Raw genomic sequence first — 19,441 nt, 5'->3', positions numbered from 1 at the left:
GCAAACCACCCGAAGGAAACTCGACATGGCTGGTACCACCACCCCCGACCTGATCCTGCACAACGGCCGCTTCACCACGCTGGACCGCGCCAATCCCATGGCGAGCGCCGTGGCCATCAAGGATGGCCGCTTCCTGCGTGTGGGCCGCAGCGAAGACGTGCTGCCGCTGGCCGGCAGCGGCACCCGCGTGCTGGACCTGCAGGGCAAGCGCGTGCTGCCGGGGCTCATCGACAACCACCTGCACATCATTCGCGGCGGGCTCAACTTCAACATGGAGCTGCGCTGGGACGGCGTGCGCAGCCTGGCCGACGCCATGGGCATGCTCAGGCGCCAGGTGGCAGTCACGCCCGCGCCGCAATGGGTGCGCGTGGTGGGCGGCTTCACCGAACACCAGTTCGCGGAAAAGCGCCTGCCGACCATCGAAGAGCTCAATGCGGTGGCACCCGACACGCCGGTGTTCCTGCTGCACCTGTATGACCGTGCGCTGCTCAACGGCGCGGCGCTGCGTGCGGTGGGCTATACCAAGGACACGCCCGCGCCGCCCGGCGGCGAGATCGTGCGCGATGCGTCCGGCAACCCCACCGGCCTGCTGCTGGCCAAGCCGAATGCGTCGATTCTCTATGCCACCCTGGCCAAGGGCCCGAAGCTGCCCTTCGACTACCAGCTCAACTCGACGCGGCACTTCATGCGCGAGCTCAACCGCCTGGGCGTGACCGGCGCCATCGACGCGGGCGGCGGCTTCCAGAATTTTCCCGAGGACTACCAGGTGATCCAGCAGCTGGCCGATGCCGGCCAGCTCACCATCCGCCTGGCCTACAACCTCTTCACGCAGAAGCCCAAGCAGGAGAAGCAGGACTTTCTCAACTGGACCGCCACGTCGAAGTACAAGCAGGGTGACGACTACTTCCGCCACAACGGCGCGGGCGAGATGCTGGTGTTCTCGGCCGCCGACTTCGAGGACTTCCGCCAGCCGCGTCCCGACATGGCGCCCGAGATGGAAGGCGAGCTCGAGGAGGTGGTGCGCGTGCTGGTGCAGAACAAATGGCCGTGGCGCCTGCACGCCACCTACGACGAAACCATCAGCCGCTCGCTCGATGTGTTCGAGAAGGTCAACCGCGACACGCCGCTCGCGGGCCTGAACTGGTTCTTCGACCATTGCGAGACCATCTCCGAGAAATCGATCGACCGCATCGCCGCACTGGGCGGAGGCATCGCGGTGCAGCACCGCATGGCCTACCAGGGTGAATATTTCGTGGAGCGCTACGGCGCCGGTGCGGCCGAGGCCACGCCGCCGGTCAAGCGCATGCTCGAGCGCGGCGTGAAGGTGTCCGCGGGCACCGACGCGACGCGCGTGGCCTCGTACAACCCGTGGGTGTCGCTGTCGTGGCTGGTCACGGGCAAGACCGTGGGCGGCATGCAGCTGTATCCGCAGCGCAACTGCCTGGACCGCGAGGCCGCGCTGCGCATGTGGACCGAGAACGTGACCTGGTTCTCCAACGAGGTCGGCAAGAAGGGCCGCATCGAAGCCGGCCAGCTCGCGGACCTGATGGTGCCCGACCGCGACTTCTTCGCCTGCCCGGAATCGGAGATTGCCGACACCACGGCGCTGCTCACCATGGTCGGCGGCAAGGTGGTGTACGCCGCGGGGCCGTTCCAGTCGCACGACGAAGGCGCGCCGCCTCCGGCGATGCCCGACTGGTCGCCGGTGCGCCGCTTCGGCGGCTATGGCGGCTGGGGCGACGCCGAGGGAGCGCCGCTGCAAAAGGCCATGCGCCAAGCGGCCATGTCCTGCGCCTGTGCCAACGACTGCAACGTGCACGGGCACCAGCATGCAACGGCCTGGAGCAGCAAGTTGCCGATCGCCGACCTCAAGAGCTTCTGGGGCGCGCTCGGCTGCGCCTGCTGGGCGGTCTGATGATGAAACGCTGGCAAATCACCCCGGCGCTGCGCTGGCTCGCCTTGCTGCTGCTTTGCGCGGCCTACCTGCAGGGCGGCTTCAACAAGGCCGTGGATTTCAGCGCCGCCATTGCCGAGATGAACCACTTCGGCCTGTCGCCTGCGGGGCCGCTGGCCGCGGCGGTGATCGTGCTGGAGCTCGGCGCCGCGGCGCTCATCCTCACGGGCTTCTACCGCTGGCTCGGCGCGCTGGCGCTGGGCGGCTTCACGCTGCTCGCGACCTTCGTCGCGCTGCGCTTCTGGGAGATGCCGCAACCGGAGCGCTTCATGGCCGCCAATTCCTTCTTCGAGCATCTGGGCCTGGTCGGCGGCTTCCTGCTGGTGGCCTGGCATGACCTGAAGGAGCGCGCGAATGGCTGATCTCGCCGGCGCCGGCAAGGCCGTGCGGCCGACCGGAAGCTTCGCACCGCTGCGCCAGCCGGTCTTTGCCGTGCTGTGGGCTGCCACCGTGCTCGGCAACATCGGCAGCTTCATGCGCGACGTGGCGAGCTCGTGGCTGGTGACCGACCTGTCGGCGAGCCCGACCGCGGTGGCGCTGATCCAGACCGCGGCCACGCTGCCGATCTTCCTGCTCGCGATTCCGGCCGGGGTGCTCTCCGACATCCTCGACCGGCGGCGCTTCCTGATCTTCGTGCAGCTGGTGCTGGCGGCCGTGAGCGGCACGCTGCTGGTGCTCTCGCACACCGGCGCGCTCACCGTCGAGTACCTGATTGCGCTGACCTTCGTCGGCGGCATTGGCGCGGCGCTGATGGGGCCGACGTGGCAGTCAATCGTGCCCGAGCTGGTGCCGCGATCCGACTTGAAGAACGCGGTGGCGCTGAACTCGCTGGGCATCAACATTGCGCGCTCCATCGGGCCGGCCGCGGGTGGACTGATTCTCGCGAGCTTCGGTGCCGCTGTGACCTACGGCGCCGACGTGCTCAGCTATGCGTTCGTCATTGCCGCGCTGCTCTGGTGGAAGCGCCCGGCCGCGGTGGACAGCGGCCTGTCCGAGAATTTTCTCGGCGCCTTCCGTGCCGGACTGCGCTACACACGTGCGAGCCGCGAGTTGCACCGCGTGCTGCTGCGCGCGGCGGTGTTCTTCCTGTTCGCGAGCGCGGTCTGGGCCCTGCTGCCGCTGGTGGCGCGCCAGATGCTCGGCGGCACGGCCGGCTTCTACGGCGTGCTGCTGGGCGCCGTGGGCGCGGGCGCCATCGCCGGTGCGCTGGTCATGCCGCGGCTGCGCGCACGCCTGGATGCCGACGGGCTGGTGCTGCTGGCCTCGGTGATCACCGCCGCGGTGATGGCCGCGCTGGTGTTCGCGCCGCCCAAGTGGCTGGCCGTGCTGCTGCTGTTGCTGCTGGGCCTGGGCTGGATCATTGCGCTCACCACGCTCAACGGGGTGGCGCAATCGATCCTGCCGAACTGGGTGCGCGGGCGCGGCCTGGCCGTGTACCTCACGGTGTTCAACGGCGCGATGGCGGCCGGCAGCCTGGGCTGGGGCCTGGTCGCGCAGGAAATCGGCGTGCCGTATACGCTGGTGGCCGGTGCCGTCGGCCTGGTGATCGTGGCCCTGTTGTTCCACCGCGCACGCCTGCCCACTGGCGAGTCGGACCTGCAGGCCTCGAACCATTGGCCCGAGCCGCTGGTCGCCGAGCCCATCGCGCACGACCGCGGCCCGGTGATGGTGCAGGTCGAGTACCGCATCCGCAAGGAAGACCGCCCGGCGTTTCTCGACGCGATGAAGCGGCTGTCCCTGGAGCGCCGCCGCGACGGCGCCTATGCCTGGGGCGTGACCGAGCACACGGGCGACCCCGAGCGGGTGATGGAGTGGTTCCTTGTCGAATCGTGGGCCGAGCATCTGCGCCAGCACCACCGCGTGTCGCATGCCGATGCCGACCTGCAGAACGAAGCCGTGCGCTTTCACATCGGGCCCGGCAGGCCCGAGGTGCATCACTTCCTTTCCATCTGACTTTCTCCAGTGCCCGCCAGCCCATCTTCAAGGAAACACATGGCCAACCCCAAGACCGCCAAAGCCGTCAAGAACACCAAGGCCCGGCGCCAAGCGCCGCTGCACACCCCGAGCGACCTCGGTGCGGACGCCACGCGCGACATCTCCGCGTCACTCAACGTGCTGCTGGCCGACGTGTTCGCGCTGTACTTCAAGACCAAGAACTTCCACTGGCACATGTCGGGCCCGTCGTTTCGCGACTACCACCTGCTGCTCGATGAACAGGCCGACCAGATCTTTGCCACGGTCGATCCCATTGCCGAACGCGTGCGCAAGGTCGGCGGTACCACGCTGCGCTCGACCGGCCATGCCGCGCGCCTGCAGCGCCTGTCGGACAACGACGCCGATTTCGTGACCCCCATCGGCATGCTGGCCGAGCTCCGGGAAGACAACCAGCGCCTGGCCGGCTTCATGCGGGCCACGCACGGGGTATGCGACGAGTACGGCGACGTGGCCACCGCCAGCTTGCTGGAGAACTGGATCGACGAGGCCGAGCAGCGCACGTGGTTCCTCTTCGAATCGGTGCGCCAGAGCTGAGAACGCCAGCCTTGCGGCACCGTTTTTTTCTTTCCCTCCACTCCACCATCCAAGAATCATGACCACACTCACATTGCGCGACGGCACCGAGCTCTACTACAAGGACTGGGGCTCGGGCCAGCCCATCCTCTTCAGCCACGGCTGGCCGCTCAGCGCCGATATGTGGGACGCCCAGATGCTGTTCTTCGCGGAGCGCGGCTACCGCACGATCGCGTTCGACCGCCGCGGCTTCGGCCGCTCGAGCCAGCCCTGGACCGGCTATGACTACGACACCTTCGCCGACGACATCGCCGAGCTGATCGAGAAGCTCGACCTGAAGGACGTGATCCTCGCGGGTTTCTCGATGGGCGGCGGCGACGTGACGCGCTACATCGCGCGCAAGGGCAGCGCGCGCGTGGCCAAGCTCGCCCTCATCAGCGCCGTGACGCCGCTGTTCATGAAGACGCCCGACCATCCCGTGGGCCCCGACGCCTCGCTGTTCGCAGGCATCCGCGCCGGGCTGGCCGCCGATCGCCCGCAGTTCCTCGACGACTTCAGCACGCTCTTCTACGGCACCAACCGCCCCGGCGCCAAGGTGTCGCAGGGCGTCTTCAAGCAGACGCTGCAGATCGCGCTGCAGGCCTCCATCAAGGCCACCATCGACTGCGTGACCGCGTTCTCCGAAACCGACTTCCGCCCCGACATGGCCAGGATCGACGTGCCCACGCTCGTGATCCACGGCGACGACGACCAGGTCGTGCCCTTCGAGGCCACGGCCAAGCTGGCGGCCGAGATGATCAAGGGCAGCCAGCTCAAGGTCTACGCCGGCGCGCCGCACGCCACCTGCACCACGCACGCCGGCCAGGTGAACGCAGACCTGCTCGCGTTCATCCAGGCCTGAGCGTTCGCCGGCAGCGGGCATGCAAGGCGCTTACGGCGACCTCCTGGGAAGGTACTTCGAGTTGCCTTCCGTGCCCGCTCTCGTCATGCTGCCGGCGCCGAAGGCACCCTTCGTTGCCACGCGCATCACCTGCCTGCCCGACCAGCTGGGCATGAAGCAGGAGATCCCGCCCGAGGATGCCTTCGTCGTGACGCTGCACCTGGTCGGTGTGGGCCACCACGAGCTCTGGGTGCGGGGCCGGCCTTCGGTGGTGCGCGGCTACGTGCCTGGAGCGATCAGCATCGTCGACTTGCGCGACGAGGTGGCGAGCTACCTGGGCAGTCCGCTGGATGCCCTTCACTTCTACATGCCGCGCGCACTGGTGGATGCCGTGACCGATGCGGCGGGCCTGGCGCGCGTGAGCGGCATTGCCTGCACCCCGGGGCTGGTCGACCCGGTCATGGGAAACCTGGGCGCGGCGGTGCTGGCCCTGCTCGATGGACCGCGACGCGCAAGCCCGGCGGTCAGCGAGCATCTGGCGATCGCGATCTGTGCCCATCTGGTCCATCGCTTCGGGAACAATGCCAAGGCCGATGCGGCCCCATCCCCCACTGTGCGGCGTCTGCGGCGCATGCACTGACGCCTTCTCTCCCCACTCGAGACCATCGTCATGGCCATCTCTCCTTCCGTTCAAGACAACCCGTCGAAGCATCGTTTCGAGTTCGCATTGCAAGGCGAGCGCGCGGTCGCGATCTACACCCTGTCGGGCGACGTCATCACTTTTGTTCACACCCTGGTGCCCGAGGCACTGCAGGGCCAGGGCGTGGCCAGGCAACTGGTGCTCGCGGGCCTGGCCTCCGCGCGCGAGCGCGGCCTGCGTGTCATTCCACGGTGCCCGGTGTTCGCGGCCTACATGCGCGCGCACCCCGAGACGCACGACCTGCTGGCCGACGAAGGCCGCGCCCTGCTCGGCCTCTGAGGCGCGGTGCGGTCTCTGCAAGTGACCGGTCCGCTCCTTCAGTGGTGGGGATTGACCGGCTCGGCGGCCTCGCCCTCGCGCGTGCTGCGTTGAAGCACCACGGCGCAGGCGGCCAGCACCGGGGGCACCACGAAGCACCAGACGTTCACCCGGTTGTAGATGAGCGCGGCGGCTGCGCAGCCCGCGGCGAACACGGCGACGCTGCTCGCCATGCGCCGCAACCGGGCGCGTGCAACGGCGGCATCTTCCGGTGACAGGCCGCGCAGCAGATCGGCGATGTCGATCATCACCTGTGTGGTCGTGCCGGTCATGAGCGTGGTGGGCGGTGCGCTGCTCAAATGAAGACGGTGCACAGCATTCTGGATTGCCATGGCCGACACCAGCGCCATGCCCGTGAGCATCGCGAGGCCGCTGTCGCTGTCGTGGAAAGGCCCGTACCCGATGGCGAAGGCAGCGCCGGCCGCCAGCAGCAGCGTCTTGAGCACCAGCATCGTGCGCAGCACCGGCAGGCCGACGGCGGGCAGGCCATGGCCGAGCCATCGCGCGAGGATCACCACGGCGCAGAACACCGGCAACGCCACCAGCTTGGTCAACGCGCCCGAGGTGCCGTGCACCAGCGCCGCGCCGATGGTCACGAAGTTGCCCGTGACATGGGCCGTGAACAGGCCCTGCAGCGCCAGGAAGCCGGCGGTGTCCACGAAACCGCCGTTGAGGCTCATGAGCAAGGGGAGGGAGGGTTTCATCGGGTGACCTTCACGCGCAGAGGAATGGAATGGGAATGCCGCGCCCATGGTGCGCCATCCCGCGCCTGCCGTCTTGTCGGCTTGGCGGCTGCTTTGCACATTCGTGCGCCTCCGGGGTTCAAGGCGGGCGACTCTTGTTCAAGACATGCGCGCGCCGGCGCGGTACATATCCCGTCGAGACATCCCGCATCAAGAATTCCATGACCCCACCCCACAGCAGGCCACCGACCTTGACCACCACGGGCGGCGCGCCGGTCGCGGACAGCCAGCACTCGATCACCGCGGGCCCGCGCGGGCCGATCCTGCGGCAGGACTACCAGATGAGCGAGAAACTGGCCTACCTGGCGCGCGAGCGCATTCCGGAGCGGGTGCTGCACGCCAAGGGCGCGGCCGCCTTCGGCACGCTGCGAATCACGGGCGACATTTCGCGCCACACGCGTGCACGGGTGCTCCAGCCGGGACAATGCACGCCGGTGCTGGTCCGGTTCTCGGTGCTGACGGGCGAGCAGGGCTGCGCCGACGCAGAGCGCGACCTGCGCGGCTTCGCCCTCAAGGCATACACCGAGGAAGGCAATTGGGACCTGGTCGGCAGCCACCTGCCGGTCGCCTGCATCCGCGATCCGCAGAAATTTCCCGACCTGGTACGGGCCCTGAAGCGGCATCCGGTCAGGCATTTGCGCTCGCCCACGGCAATCTGGGACTTCTGGTCGCTGTCGCCCGAGAGCCTGCACCAGATCGTGATGCTGTTCTCCGACCGGGGTCTGCCGGCGGGCTTTCGCCACATGCACGGCTACGGTGCGCATGCCTTCGGGCTGGTCAACGCAGCCAACGAGCGGGTGTGGGTCAAGTTCCATCTCCGGACGCTGCAGGGCATTCGCTGCCTGACAGACGCACAGGCCCGCGAGGTGATTGCCGACGACCGCGAAAGCGCGCAGCGGGATCTGTTCGATGCGATCGAGCAGGGGGAGCTCCCGCGCTGGTCGCTGCAGATCCAGGTGATGAGCGAGGCGCAGGCGGCGCAGTTGCCGTTCAACCCCTTCGACGCGACCAAGGTCTGGCCGCAGCGGGAGTTTCCGCTCGTGGAGGTCGGCGTTGTCGAACTCGATGCGAACCCCGACAACTACTTTGCACAGGTCGAGCAAGCCAGCTTCAATCCGGCCAACATCGTGCCCGGCATCTGCTTCTCGCCCGACAAGCTGCTGCAGGGGCGGCTGCTGGCCTATGCCGACGCGCAGCGCTACCGCGTGGGTACGCATCACGAGGCCCTGCCGGTCAACCGGCCGAGGTCGCCGGTGCACACCTATCACGCCGACGGCGCGATGCGCCTGGACGTTCCGGCCCGGACCGACGCCTACTATGAGCCGAACTCGTTCGGAGGGCCGCGTCCCGACCGCTCGCTCGCCGAGCCGCCGCTGCCCCTCGATGGCGACGCGATGCGCTTCGACGACCGCCAGGGGCTCGGGGACCATGCGCAGGCGGCGGTCTTGTACCGCAGCATGGACAGCGGCCACAGACAGAGGCTCCACGAGAACATCGCGAGATCGATGGCCGGGGTGCCCGAGGCCATTCAGCGGCGCCAGATCGCGCACTTCCGGCTTGTCGACAACTCGCTGGGCCAGGGCGTGGCAGACCGGCTCGGCCTCTAGCCGGGTGCGTCCGGACTAGCTTCCGACCCGCATCCTGCGCCGCCAAATGCCTGGCGGGGCGCCGGAATGCTGAGAGAAGACGCGGGTGAAGTGGCTTTGATCGGCAAAACCGCAAGCTGCAGCGACGTCCGCCAGCGACATGTCGAAGTCCGCGAGAAGTGCGCGAGCGTGCTCCAGCCGCTGCGCGATCAACCATCGATGGGGCGTGTACCCCGTGGTCTCGCGGAAGGCGTGAATGAAATAGCTGCGTGACAGGCCGCAGGCATCGGCGATCTCGGTGATCGAGATGCTGCCTTCGATCTTGCTGCGCAACATTTCCTTTGCGCGTGCCTCGTGCGAGCGCGACAGGAGCCGGTTGGTTCTGGGCGCCGCAGCCGCTGCGCCACCGTAGGTTTCGACGAGGTAGCTCGTCATGGCCACGCTCAACTGGTCGACAAACAGCATGCTCGCGCTGGCGGGGTGCTCGAGCGCGGGCGTCAGCGCACACGCGAGATTGAGAAGCACCTCGTCCCGGACACCCGCCACGTAGGCGAGGCTGCCGACGCGCTTGCCTTCCTTTTCCTCGATGGCACGCTCGAGGCTGGCCTGCGATATCTCGAGCAGCACAAAATCGAATGGCCGCCGGATGTCCGCGCGATAGCGATCCGAGAAGCTTCGAATGTAGATCGACCCCTTGTCGAAATCGTGGCACGAGGCGCGGTGCCCATCGAGAATGCGCCGGCTGTGGCCGTCGCGCAGCGAGATGCCAAGCAGCACACCGCGCGCGCTGGCCTCCGTCTCCACGTGGTGGAGTTGGTGCATGTCCATCGTCTTGCGATGAATTCCGACCCCGGTCGCGCGCAGGCCTTGATCCCGTTGAAGGTGGCTCGACATGCACCCCAGGGTGTCCTTCGGGATGGGATCGAGGCGCTGCGACGGAGGAGCTTCCTGGACCGACGGCGGCATATTCCTGCTTTGTGCGAAATTGTTGCTTTCGACCTGCATGGGCTGCAGGTCGGGGACGGGAGTTGGTGAATGCTATTTGCGTCTGTCGCAGCGATTGGCGATAGAAGGTTTGGGCGCTTTCTTGAATATTTTGCACCGGAGTTGATCGCGGCGGCAGGAGGCCTTGGCGGCCTCCTGCAATTCAACTCTCGACGTCAGCTCTTGAAGAATGCGAGCAGATCGGGATTGATGAGGTCGGCGTGGGTCGCGCACATGCCGTGCGGCAGTCCCGGGTAGACCTTCAAGGTCGCGTTCTTGATGATCTTCGCAGTCAGCTCGCTCGAGATCCCGATCGGCACGACCTGGTCGTCGTCGCCATGCATCACCAGCGTCGGCACGTCCATTTTCTTCAGGTCCTCGGTGAAGTCGGTTTCCGAAAACGCCTTGATACCGTCGTAGTGGGCCTGCACGGAGCCCATCATGCCCTGCTGCCACCAGTGCTCGCGGATGCCTTCCGAGATTTTCGCGCCGGGACGATTGAAGCCGTAGAACGGCAGCGTGAAGTCCTTGAAGAACTGCGGCCTGTTGCTGGCGACCGCCGCACGAATGCCATCCAGCACCTCGATGGGCACGCCATTGGGATTGGCCGCGGTCTTGACCATCAGCGGGGGCACCGAGCTGATGAGCACGGCCTTGGCAACCCGCTTGCTGCCGTGCCGGCTGATGTAGCGTGCGACTTCGCCGCCGCCAGTCGAGTGGCCCACGTGGATGGCCTTGTGCAGATCGAGCGCTTCCGTCAGGGCCGCAAGGTCGTCGGCATAGTGGTTCATGTCGTGGCCGGTCGAGCCCTGGCTCGAGCGCCCGTGCCCGCGACGGTCGTGCGCGATGACCCGGTATCCCTGGCGCAGGAAGAACAGCATCTGGCCGTCCCAGTCGTCCGCACTCAGCGGCCAGCCATGCGAGAAGACAACGGGTTGCCCGCTGCCCCAGTCCTTGTAGTAGATCTGCGTGCCGTCCTTGGTGGTGATGGTGCTCATGGTTTTCGTTCCTTTCTTGGGTGGTGTTGGTTGCGCCGCGCGAACGCCGCTGGGGAGTGGGTCGGCGGCGCTTGCCGCGAAGGGTATCCCGGCGGCTGCAACCATGCCAGCCCCGGTAACGAGCAGCTGCCGTCGGGAAGGAGAGGGAAGGGGAATGTCGGATGGATCTGATTCAAGTGCCATATTCAGGGGGTGATTGGAATGGTCTACGGGCCGCAGACGAGCCTACGCATCACCGGTTGGGCTGGCTTGCACGATTTAACACTCCGTTGTCTGTTTGTGCGGCCGGCCGGCCGGGCTGGCGCAGCGGCCGAAACGCCGCGCGCAGTTCCTCGCAGAACAGCTGCGGCTGCTCCCAGGCGGCAAAGTGGCCGCCCTTGCCGACTTCGTTGAAGTAGTAGAGCGTGCGATAGGCGCGCTCGGTCCAGCTTCTCGGCGCGCGGTAGATCTCACCCGGGAATACGCTCACTGCCACTGGAATCGAAATGTCCTGCGTCTTCTGAGCCGCTGCACTGAAGTTGTTGTTGTTGTTCTCCCAGTAGAACCTCGAGGAAGAAGCGGCAGTGTCGGTGAGCCAGTAGAGGGTGATGTCATCGAGCATCTCGTCCTGGGTGAGCACGCGCTCGGGTTCGCCTCCACTGTCCGTCCACTGCGCGAACTTCTCGTAGATCCACCCGGCCAGGCCCGCTGGAGAATCGGCCAGGGGATAGCCGATCGTCTGTGGGCGCGTCACCATCATGGCGCCGTAGGCAGCGCCCGTCTTGAAGAAGGCGCTGAGCGTGTTGAACGCTGCCCGCTCAGGCGCCGACAGTCCGGCCGGTGCGGGATCTCCATTGTTGATGGGTTTGACCAGTTCCGCGGGCACGGTGGCGGGCAAGTTGAGGTGGATGCCCAACAGGCCTTGCGGTGCCTGGCGTGCCATCGCGTCCGAAATGACCGAACCATGGTCTCCGCCTTGGGATACATAGTGGGTGTAGCCCAGCCGCTTCATCAGGGTGTCCCACGCGCGGCCCACACGCTCGGGGCCCCAGCCTGTTTCCTTGGGCTTGCCAGAGAACCCATGGCCGGGGATGGACGGGATCACAACGTGGAAGGCGTCGGCGGCACTTCCTGCAAAGGCAGTCGGGTCGGTCAGGGGCCCGACCGTTTTCAGGAACTCCAGCATCGAGCCGGGCCAGCCATGCGTCAGGATCAGCGGCAATGCGTTCGGATGGCGGGAACGTATGTGAATGAACTGGATCTCGACGCCGTCGATCGTGGTGATGAACTGAGGCAGGGCGTTGAGCCGGGCTTCGATCTTGCGCCAGTCATAGCTCGTTTCCCAATAGCGGGCCAGTGCCTGCAGCCTGGCCAACTGAACGCCCTGGGATGTGTCGCCGACCGTCTCCCGGTCGGGCCATCGTGTCGCCCTGAGGCGTCGACGCAGGTCGACGATCGCGTCCTCGGGAACATCGATGCGAAAGGGCCGTATCGCGTCGGCTTGCGCTAAAGAGCTCTTGCCCGCCGGTGTCGCAGCGAAAGCCGCGGTCACCGAACCTGCGAGAAGGCTCGCAGTCGCCACCAGCGCGCCGCGGCGCGTCAGGGTGGGCTGGAATGTCGTGCCGAGGGCGGCATGCCCGCGGCAGCTGGATGCGTCGGAATCTGTCATGGTCATTTGCCTTGTGCTGGTGAATGGAGATCTTTGCGACGCGACGTTTGGCCGCGTGGTGTCGGAGGACCGTGCGCGGGAGTCCCTCTATCGGCTGGCGGCTTCGACGATGAGCTTCGCGACCACGTCGGGCCTGGACGTCATCACCACGTGCGAGGCGCCCTTGACGACCACCGTCCTCACTGACTTGGCACGCTCTGCCATGAAGGACTGTGCTGCGGGCGGAATGTTCTTGTCGCCGTCGCCATACACGAACCACGAGGGCACCGTCTTCCACGCAGGTGCTCCTGCCGGTTCGCCAAGCGCCGACTCGGCGATGGGGCGCTGGGTCGCAGCCATCAGGCGCGCAGCGGCGGCTGAAACGTCGGCGGCGAATTGGTCGTGGAACCTGTTCTTCAGGATGTACAGGTCCTTGCCGCCATCGGCGAGTGCGACCGGTGGTGCCAGCGCGGGCCCGAGCGTGCTGCCGGGGAACTTGCCGGCGAGATCGGCTGCCGACTCCCCGGCTTCAGGCGCGAAGGCGGCGACGAAGACAAGCGCTTTCACGTTGCTCTTGCCGGTGGCGGCGCTGGAGATCACGGAGCCGCCATAGGAATGGCCCACCAGCACCACCGGTCCCTTGACCGCATCGACGATGCTCGCGACATAGGCCGCGTCGGACTTGACGCCGCGCAACGGGTTGGCGGCAGCGATCACCGGATAGTGCTTCGCCTCGAGCTTGCGGATGACGCCGTCCCAGCTCGACGATTCCGCGAAGGCACCGTGCACGAGAACCACAGTGGGCTTGGCTTGTTGCGCAGTGCTCGGGGTCTGCGCCGAAGCATTGAACGCGAAGGCGCCAGCCAATGCCATGAGGCCCACGGCGGCCATGGTGCGGGCGAAGCGGCGGCTGAGATTTTTCATTTCGTTTTTTCCTGCGGTTGAAGTAAAGGGCAATGAAGAGTGATCGCCTTTCGCAACCCGTGACGAGCGCGGTCGGGCAAAGCACGGCCGCGTTTATAGGGCTCGCCTCCACGTGCACTGCAGATGTCTGTATGCCACTGTGTCGGCCGGACAGGGCGACATGAAGAATTACACGAAGGCCTCGCCAATGAAACGTAGTGTTGGCGTCCGGCCATGCAGATACACAGGAATACGGAACCCCGTTTGCAAGAGGCAGGGGCGCTGAACAATCCACGCGTTCAGGCGCCGCGGGCCTTTGCGCCCGGCGGCAATTTCCAACTCACAAGGTCCGCCTCATGAATCGAAACAACACACAACAGGTGTCTGTCTCGGACGCCGCAACCCGTCATGCATGCCCGGCTTCATGCCAAGGGACACTGGCGAAGCTCACCGGTCTTGGCCTGCTTGCGCTCGCGGCGGCGGCCGGCGTCTTCGCGACGACCTCCAGCGCCGCGGAGGAGGCGAAGACTTCGGATGCCTCGCCCTTGTACGGCGTCACCCTTCCCAAGGGCTACAGGCAGTGGCAGCTGATTGCGCCGGCGATCGAGGCGGAGCCGTTGAACGAACTGCGCGTGGTGCTCGGCAATGCCAAGGCGATCCAGGCCTACGACCAGGGCACGCTGCCGTTCCCCGACGGCACCATCCTCACCAAGCTGGCATGGAAACATGTGCAGTCGCCGGAGTTCGCGCCCGCGTCGATCCCTGGCGCAGCGACCACCGTGCAGGTGATGGTGAAAGACTCCAAAAAGTACACTGCCACGGGTGGATGGGGATTCGGCCGCTTCGTCGATGGCAAGCCTGTGGACCTGGCGCAGCATCAGACCTGCTTTGCCTGCCATCAGACGCTGGTGAAGAACCACGACTACGTGTTCACGCGGCTCGCGCGTTGACGCGCGGGGTTTATTCCATCGATGAGCTGAATCGTCCCATGCCGGCATCAAGACCCAGCGCCTTCGCCACGCCCGCGCCGTAGGCCGGATCGGCCTTGGCGCAGTTGCCGATGTGCCGCCGCTTGATGAACTCCGGCGCATCGCCCATGGCGCGCGCCGTGTTGTCGAACAGCACCTGCTGTTGCTCGGGCTTCATTAGGCGGAACAGGTCGCCGGGCTGCTTGTAGTAGTCGGCATCGTCTTCGCGGAAGTTCCAGAAGTCCGCCTCGCCGCGCAGCTTGAGCGGCGGCTCGCGGTAATCGGGTTGCTCCTGCCACTGGCCGAAGCTGTTGGGCTCGTAGTGCGGCGTGCCGCCGTAGTTGCCGTCCACGCGCAGCGCGCCGTCGCGGTGGTTGCTGTGCACCGGGCAGCGCGCGGCGTTCACCGGAATCTGGTGATGGTTCACCCCCAGGCGGTAGCGCTGCGCATCCGAATACGCGAACAGCCGCGCCTGCAGCATCTTGTCGGGCGACACGCCGATGCCCGGCACCAGGTTGCTGGGTGCGAAGGCGCTCTGCTCCACGTCGGCGAAGAAGTTCTCAGGGTTGCGGTTCAGCTCCATCACGCCCACCTCGATCAGCGGGTAGTCCTTCTTGGGCCAGACCTTGGTCAGGTCGAAGGGGTGGTAGGGCACCTTCTCTGCATCGGCTTCGGCCATCACCTGCACGTACAGCGTCCACTTGGGAAAGTCGCCGCGGCCGATCGAATCGAACAGGTCGCGCTGGTGGCTCTCGCGGTCGCCGCCCACCAGGGCCGAGGCCTCGGCGTCGGTGAGGTTCCTGATGCCCTGCTGGGTCTTGAAGTGGAACTTGACCCAGAAGCGTTCGTGCTGCGCGTTGACGAAGCTGTAGGTGTGCGAGCCGAAGCCGTGCATGTGGCGGTAGCTCGCCGGAATGCCGCGATCGCTCATCACGATGGTGACCTGGTGCAGCGCTTCGGGCAGCAGCGTCCAGAAGTCCCAGTTGTTGGTGGCGCTGCGCAGGTTGGTCTTCGGGTCGCGCTTCACGGCCTTGTTGAGGTCCGGAAACTTGCGAGGATCGCGCAGGAAGAAGACGGGCGTGTTGTTGCCCACCAGATCCCAGTTGCCTTCTTCCGTGTAGAACTTGAGCGCGAAGCCGCGGATGTCGCGCTCGGCATCAGCCGCGCCGCGTTCGCCGGCCACCGTGGTGAAGCGCGCGAACATCTCGGTCTTCTTGCCCATGGCGGAAAAGAGCTTGGCGCGCGTGAACCGGGTGATGTCGTGCGTGACGGTGAAGGTGCCGAACGCGCCGGAGCCCTTGGCGTGCATGCGGCGCTCGGGAATGACCTCGCGGTTGAAGTTGGCGAGCTTCTCGAGCAGCCATACATCCTGCATGAGCAGCGGGCCGCGCGGGCCGGCCGCCAGGCTGTTCTGGTTGTTGGGCACGGGGGCGCCGAAGGCGGTGGTCAGCAGGGTGTGTTTCGAAGGTTCCGGCGGCTTGCTCATTGGGATATTCCTCTTGTCGGTATTGAAAGCATGATCACTCTACGAATCATCTGACGGCATTTCCATCAGCCGTTCGTATGGGGGCGATGCATACCAAAGAATGACGCTTGGCGCGTCGCCAAAGCTGCAAGAAAGACCGTTGTCAGTCGCGCTTGAGTGCGAGGTCTATCCAGGCCTGCAGCTCGCGAGCATCGATCGGCTTCTCGATCAGGCACAGCGCCGTGCTGGCCCGCACGCGCTCGCGCACACGAGCCGATGCGAACGCGGTGATGAACAGCGTGGGAACCTGGATGCCCTGGCCCAGGAGCCGGTCCAGCAACTCGATGCCGTCCATCGCCGGCATTTGCACGTCGCACACCAGGCAGCGCGTACGCGGCGCCATGCCGGAGGCAAGGAATGCCGGGCCCGACGCGAACTCGCGCGCTTCCCATCCGAGCGAACGCACGAGGCTGCTGGTCGCGGTGCGCACGAAAGGATCGTCGTCGACGATGGACACGAGTTCGATGCTGAGGGGTTGCAAGGGAAAATTCCGGGCTCTTTTACCTGGTAAGCGGCCGGGACTATCCCGCCGCTGCCCGGTGTCCCAGATTACCGCCGCCAGCGGGCGGCGCCATCATATGTAGGTATGGATGGGCGGCGCCCGCCTCGCTGCCGGCTGGTCAAGGAATACTTGGCACGGCAGCGATCTGCTTGTTCGTCAGACGGCCGCGTCCTTTGCCTTTCCCAGGAGCTGCTCCGCCTGTTGAAGATCCGCCGTCTCGAAGCCCTCGGTGTAGTGAGCAAGGGTGCCTTCCAGCAGGGCTCGCGCCTCGCGCTCGCGTCCAGCTGCCTGCCACATCCGCGCAAGGTCTGTCGCCGCTCGCAGCTCCCACGCGCGGGCGCCCTGATGCCTGCTGCTGGCGAGCGACTGGACGAGGCATTCCTCGGCTTGCTCCGTGCGCGAGGGCGACAGGCACGACAAGGCGCGGGACCTGACCCGAAGGAGTTCCGGAAGGTTGTACAGATCGCCTTTTGCATGCACCAGCGCCAGGGTGTCGTCCAGGAGTTTCAGCGCCTCGGCTGTCTGCCCCAGGGCGGTCAGGCCCTCGGCCAGCGTCAGGTTGAATGCCGTGGTGAGCAGTTCGTACCGGGATTCGCGAAGCTCCACCAGGCAGTCCTGGATCGCCTGGACACCGCGCGCAGCATCGCCCCGCCTGACGGCCAGTTCGCCCTTGACTCCTCGGCCCACGGCCAGGTACGGCGTGAGCGAATGAGCCTCAGCATAGGCGATGAATCGGTTGATGTCCCGTTCGGCACGCTCCAGGTCGCCGACCCACATGTACACCGACACAGCCCAGATCAGTGCGATGCACAACGTGACGGGATGGTCCAGTTGCCGCGCTTCGTCGACGGCGCGCTGCGCGAGCACGACGGCCTGCGACGGGTAGCCCTGAAGCCACAATGTCCTGGCCAGGGCGATGCAGGCGCGGTTGCGAAGATCGAATCCCGAGTAGATGCTGCTGTCCTGCAGCGAGTCGGGTGAGCCGGCGAGCGCAGCTTCGAGCAGGCGCCTGGCTTGGGGCTGATCGCCCAGCAGATGGTTGCAGAGTCCGACCAGCGAGTTGGCCGCGGCTACCGCGGTTGCGTCGCCGATGGTGCTGGCAACGCGGGCGCAGCGATGCGCATATCTCAATGATTCGACGAAGTCCCCGATGCGTTCGTGAAAAATCTGGAGCCGGCCAAGCAACTGGACCTGGCTGGCGGCATCGTCCAGGGCCTCGGCGACTTCGAGGCTGCGCTCGAGAGCCGACCGTACCTCGTCGCTGTTGCCGCGGGTGAACATCTGCGACACCCCGATGGCTGCCTGCAGGTGCATCTCGGTCGAGCTGCCGCGCATCGTGGGCGTCAGCTCCGCAAGCGCTCGTCTCGACCAGCTGTGGCACTCGGCCAGCAATGACTTCGCCAGGAACGCAGGCACCGCGGCCGATGCGAGCGAAACGCCCAGGTCCGTCGCGCGGCCCTGGCCGAAACACCACGTGAGGGCGGCCCGTATGTTGCCCAGGTCGGCCGTCTCCGATGCACCATCGGGCGCATGCCCGGTGTCGCGGGACGCCGCCATCTGTTGCAGGCGCTCCCGAAAGTAGAGCGCGTGGTGCAGCGACGCGTCGTCCACGGTCGCTTCGTCGGCCTTCGAAAGTGCATACGTGCGCGTGCTTTCAAGAAGGCGGTACCGGGTGAAGGCACCCGACTGGCGGATGGCAAGCAAGGACTTCTCCGCCAGGCTCGCGATCGCGGCGACGATCTGCCCCTTGGACAGGTCGTCCGCATCGGCCACGTGACGCGCGGCATCGAGCGAAAAGTACCCGACAAAGACGCACAGGCGGCACAGCACGAGCCGTTCGTGAACATCGAGAAGCTCGTAGCTCCAGTCCAGCGTGGCCTGCAGCGTGGCGTGCCGCGGCTGCGCACCGCGCTGGCCGAGCCATGAAAGCGCCAGCCGTTCGTCCAGGAGCGTGGCGGTCTGGTGCAGTCCATAGGTCGACACACGGCGCGCCGCGAGTTCGATCGCCAGTGCCACGCCATCGAGTTTTCTGCAGATGTTCGCGATGATCGGGGCGTCGATGCCGTTAAGGTCCAGCGTGCTTCCGCTGGCCTCGGCCCTGTCCACGAACAAGCGTGTGGCGGGATACGTGAGGATCTCGCGGGCGCCGAGGCCGGGGAGGTCCGGCGGACTGGCAAACGGATTCAGCAGGTGGACATACTCGCCCTGAACCCGCAGCGCCTCCCGGCTCGTTGCCAGGATATGGATGCTGGACGCTGCCTGAAAGATTCTCTCGGCCAGAGAAGCTGCCGCTGCGATCACGTGCTCGCAGTTGTCCAGGATCAAGAGCATTCGGCGCGCGCGCAGGTACGAGATCAGGCTGGGAACCGGATCGACGGAACGCACCGAGAGCCGCAGCATCGAGGCGATGGCGGTGGGTACCAGCGAAGGATCGGTGAGTGTCGCCAGATCCACGAAGACGACAGCGCCAGCGAAATCAGCCAACAAATCGTGTCCGGTCCGGATCGCGACCGTTGTCTTGCCAACGCCCCCGGTGCCCACCACGGTGACGAATCGTCCCTTGGCAAGCTGCGCCGCAACTGCGGCCAGATCCCCGGTACGGCCGACCAGCAAGCTCGCCGGGGCAGGCAAGCCTGGTTCGACCGGCGACTCGTCCCGGTTCGCCGGGACATCCGGTTCGACAAGGGTTCTGGAAATCTTGGCGACGAAGCAGTACCCGCGGCCGACGATGTTCGACACATACCGGGCGCCATCTCGCCCATCACCGAGCGCCTGCCGCAGCATCGTGATCTGATAGCGCAGGCTTCCGTCTGAAATGACCACGCCGGGCCAGGCCTCTGCCAGCAGTTCCTCCTTGCTGACCACGACATTTGCCTTGGCAATCAGCGCGAGGAGCACATCCATGGCGCGACCACCCAGGTCCAACGGCACACCGTTGCGCGCCAGCAGCCGCTCGTTGACGCGCAGGGTGAAAGGGCCGAATGAAACGATTTCGCCTGCGTGGGCGAGCAGTTCTTTCCTCATGGCCGGTGGCGAGCTCAATGGAATGCCGGGGGAAAATCGATTCGCGCGCGGGCGATGTGAACCCGGGGCCCGTCAAGGCGCAGCCGACGAAGGAGTCGACCGGCGATTTCAGCGCTGCATGGATAGCACGCGGTCAACTTGGGCAACGGTTCCATTCCTGAATGGTGTTGAAAGTTCTGGATGCTTCGCTCACGAATGAAAGCAGATTCGTCCGCCGCCCA

Annotated in this window: 17 protein-coding genes; 9 read left to right on the top strand and 8 right to left on the bottom strand. The window is 66.2% G+C overall.

Annotated elements, in window-relative coordinates; genetic code table 11:
• Positions 1-25: 25 nt before the first annotated feature.
• The 7 genes from QFZ47_RS01285 (at position 26) to QFZ47_RS01255 (ending at position 6,321) form a co-directional block, all read left to right on the top strand.
• Positions 26-1,915 (top strand): amidohydrolase, encoded by a 1,890-nt coding sequence (locus QFZ47_RS01285; protein ID WP_307654355.1) that lies wholly within the window; start codon positions 26-28, stop codon positions 1,913-1,915.
• Between the two features lie 2 nt (positions 1,916-1,917).
• Positions 1,918-2,316, top strand: coding sequence for a DoxX family protein (locus tag QFZ47_RS01280; RefSeq protein ID WP_370880551.1), 399 nt, complete (start codon positions 1,918-1,920; stop codon positions 2,314-2,316).
• Positions 2,309-3,907, top strand: a complete 1,599-nt coding sequence (locus QFZ47_RS01275; protein WP_307653890.1) for an MFS transporter — start codon at positions 2,309-2,311, stop codon at positions 3,905-3,907. Before QFZ47_RS01280 ends, QFZ47_RS01275 begins: the two co-directional genes overlap by 8 nt.
• Before the next feature lie 39 nt (positions 3,908-3,946).
• On the top strand, positions 3,947-4,483 hold the full coding sequence (locus tag QFZ47_RS01270) for a Dps family protein (RefSeq protein ID WP_307653889.1): 537 nt from the start codon (positions 3,947-3,949) through the stop codon (positions 4,481-4,483).
• Between the two features lie 58 nt (positions 4,484-4,541).
• Entirely contained in the window at positions 4,542-5,363 is an 822-nt protein-coding gene (locus QFZ47_RS01265) for an alpha/beta fold hydrolase (protein ID WP_307653888.1), read from the top strand.
• 70 nt (positions 5,364-5,433) lie between these two features.
• Complete coding sequence (locus QFZ47_RS01260; RefSeq protein ID WP_307653887.1) at positions 5,434-5,982, top strand: AraC family transcriptional regulator; 549 nt, start codon at positions 5,434-5,436, stop codon at positions 5,980-5,982.
• A 30-nt stretch (positions 5,983-6,012) separates the two neighbouring features.
• Positions 6,013-6,321, top strand: coding sequence for a GNAT family N-acetyltransferase (locus QFZ47_RS01255; protein ID WP_307653886.1), 309 nt, complete (start codon positions 6,013-6,015; stop codon positions 6,319-6,321).
• Between the two features lie 38 nt (positions 6,322-6,359).
• Here the strand turns inward: QFZ47_RS01255 and QFZ47_RS01250 are convergent, their stop codons facing one another.
• On the bottom strand, positions 6,360-7,064 hold the full coding sequence (locus QFZ47_RS01250) for a YoaK family protein (RefSeq protein WP_307653885.1): 705 nt from the start codon (positions 7,062-7,064) through the stop codon (positions 6,360-6,362).
• Positions 7,065-7,264: 200 nt separating this feature from the next.
• Between QFZ47_RS01250 and QFZ47_RS01245 the strand changes: the two genes are divergently transcribed.
• Entirely contained in the window at positions 7,265-8,710 is a 1,446-nt protein-coding gene (locus tag QFZ47_RS01245) for a catalase (RefSeq protein ID WP_307653884.1), read from the top strand.
• 15 nt (positions 8,711-8,725) lie between these two features.
• On the opposite strand, the gene QFZ47_RS01240 is transcribed toward QFZ47_RS01245, so the two are convergent.
• From QFZ47_RS01240 to QFZ47_RS01225, 4 genes are all read right to left on the bottom strand, one after another.
• Entirely contained in the window at positions 8,726-9,694 is a 969-nt protein-coding gene (locus QFZ47_RS01240) for a helix-turn-helix transcriptional regulator (RefSeq protein WP_307653883.1), read from the bottom strand.
• Positions 9,695-9,849: 155 nt separating this feature from the next.
• On the bottom strand, positions 9,850-10,854 hold the full coding sequence (locus QFZ47_RS01235; protein WP_307653882.1) for an alpha/beta fold hydrolase: 1,005 nt from the start codon (positions 10,852-10,854) through the stop codon (positions 9,850-9,852).
• A gap of 49 nt (positions 10,855-10,903) precedes the next feature.
• The gene (locus QFZ47_RS01230; protein ID WP_307653881.1) at positions 10,904-12,319 is read right to left on the bottom strand and encodes an epoxide hydrolase family protein; all 1,416 of its coding nucleotides are present in this window, start codon (positions 12,317-12,319) and stop codon (positions 10,904-10,906) included.
• An 87-nt stretch (positions 12,320-12,406) separates the two neighbouring features.
• Positions 12,407-13,222, bottom strand: coding sequence for an alpha/beta fold hydrolase (locus QFZ47_RS01225; RefSeq protein ID WP_307653880.1), 816 nt, complete (start codon positions 13,220-13,222; stop codon positions 12,407-12,409).
• Between the two features lie 335 nt (positions 13,223-13,557).
• On the opposite strand from QFZ47_RS01225, the gene QFZ47_RS01220 reads away from it, so the two are divergent.
• Entirely contained in the window at positions 13,558-14,151 is a 594-nt protein-coding gene (locus tag QFZ47_RS01220; RefSeq protein ID WP_307653879.1) for a cytochrome P460 family protein, read from the top strand.
• Positions 14,152-14,161: 10 nt separating this feature from the next.
• Here QFZ47_RS01220 and QFZ47_RS01215 read toward each other — a convergent pair whose 3' ends face one another.
• The 3 genes from QFZ47_RS01215 to QFZ47_RS01205 form a co-directional block, all read right to left on the bottom strand.
• Positions 14,162-15,655, bottom strand: a complete 1,494-nt coding sequence (locus QFZ47_RS01215; RefSeq protein ID WP_307653878.1) for a catalase — start codon at positions 15,653-15,655, stop codon at positions 14,162-14,164.
• 142 nt (positions 15,656-15,797) lie between these two features.
• Complete coding sequence (locus QFZ47_RS01210) at positions 15,798-16,175, bottom strand: response regulator transcription factor (RefSeq protein WP_307653877.1); 378 nt, start codon at positions 16,173-16,175, stop codon at positions 15,798-15,800.
• 177 nt (positions 16,176-16,352) lie between these two features.
• Positions 16,353-19,220: an ATP-binding protein gene (locus QFZ47_RS01205; protein WP_307653876.1), complete on the bottom strand. Its 2,868-nt coding sequence runs from the start codon at positions 19,218-19,220 to the stop codon at positions 16,353-16,355.
• Positions 19,221-19,441: the final 221 nt, after the last annotated feature.

The sequence above is a fragment of the Variovorax paradoxus genome (genome assembly GCF_030815975.1).
Lineage (GTDB): Bacteria > Pseudomonadota > Gammaproteobacteria > Burkholderiales > Burkholderiaceae_C > Variovorax > Variovorax paradoxus_N.
Note: the sequence above shows the minus strand (reverse complement) of the source record. Positions and strands in the feature narration are given on the sequence as shown.

Bases quoted from the DNA above. Each gene is read 5' to 3' on its own strand.
- QFZ47_RS01265 (WP_307653888.1), top strand. From the start codon at position 4,542: ATGACCACACTCACATTGCGCGACGGCACCGAGCTCTACTACAAGGAC.
- QFZ47_RS01220 (WP_307653879.1), top strand. From the start codon at position 13,558: ATGAATCGAAACAACACACAACAGGTGTCTGTCTCGGACGCCGCAACC.
- QFZ47_RS01270 (WP_307653889.1), top strand. From the start codon at position 3,947: ATGGCCAACCCCAAGACCGCCAAAGCCGTCAAGAACACCAAGGCCCGG.
- QFZ47_RS01235 (WP_307653882.1), bottom strand. From the start codon at position 10,854: ATGGCACTTGAATCAGATCCATCCGACATTCCCCTTCCCTCTCCTTCC.
- QFZ47_RS01225 (WP_307653880.1), bottom strand. From the start codon at position 13,222: ATGAAAAATCTCAGCCGCCGCTTCGCCCGCACCATGGCCGCCGTGGGC.
- QFZ47_RS01245 (WP_307653884.1), top strand. From the start codon at position 7,265: ATGACCCCACCCCACAGCAGGCCACCGACCTTGACCACCACGGGCGGC.
- QFZ47_RS01240 (WP_307653883.1), bottom strand. From the start codon at position 9,694: ATGCAGGTCGAAAGCAACAATTTCGCACAAAGCAGGAATATGCCGCCG.
- QFZ47_RS01250 (WP_307653885.1), bottom strand. From the start codon at position 7,064: ATGAAACCCTCCCTCCCCTTGCTCATGAGCCTCAACGGCGGTTTCGTG.
- QFZ47_RS01285 (WP_307654355.1), top strand. From the start codon at position 26: ATGGCTGGTACCACCACCCCCGACCTGATCCTGCACAACGGCCGCTTC.
- QFZ47_RS01280 (WP_370880551.1), top strand. From the start codon at position 1,918: ATGAAACGCTGGCAAATCACCCCGGCGCTGCGCTGGCTCGCCTTGCTG.
- QFZ47_RS01275 (WP_307653890.1), top strand. From the start codon at position 2,309: ATGGCTGATCTCGCCGGCGCCGGCAAGGCCGTGCGGCCGACCGGAAGC.
- QFZ47_RS01230 (WP_307653881.1), bottom strand. From the start codon at position 12,319: ATGACAGATTCCGACGCATCCAGCTGCCGCGGGCATGCCGCCCTCGGC.
- QFZ47_RS01255 (WP_307653886.1), top strand. From the start codon at position 6,013: ATGGCCATCTCTCCTTCCGTTCAAGACAACCCGTCGAAGCATCGTTTC.
- QFZ47_RS01215 (WP_307653878.1), bottom strand. From the start codon at position 15,655: ATGAGCAAGCCGCCGGAACCTTCGAAACACACCCTGCTGACCACCGCC.
- QFZ47_RS01205 (WP_307653876.1), bottom strand. From the start codon at position 19,220: ATGAGGAAAGAACTGCTCGCCCACGCAGGCGAAATCGTTTCATTCGGC.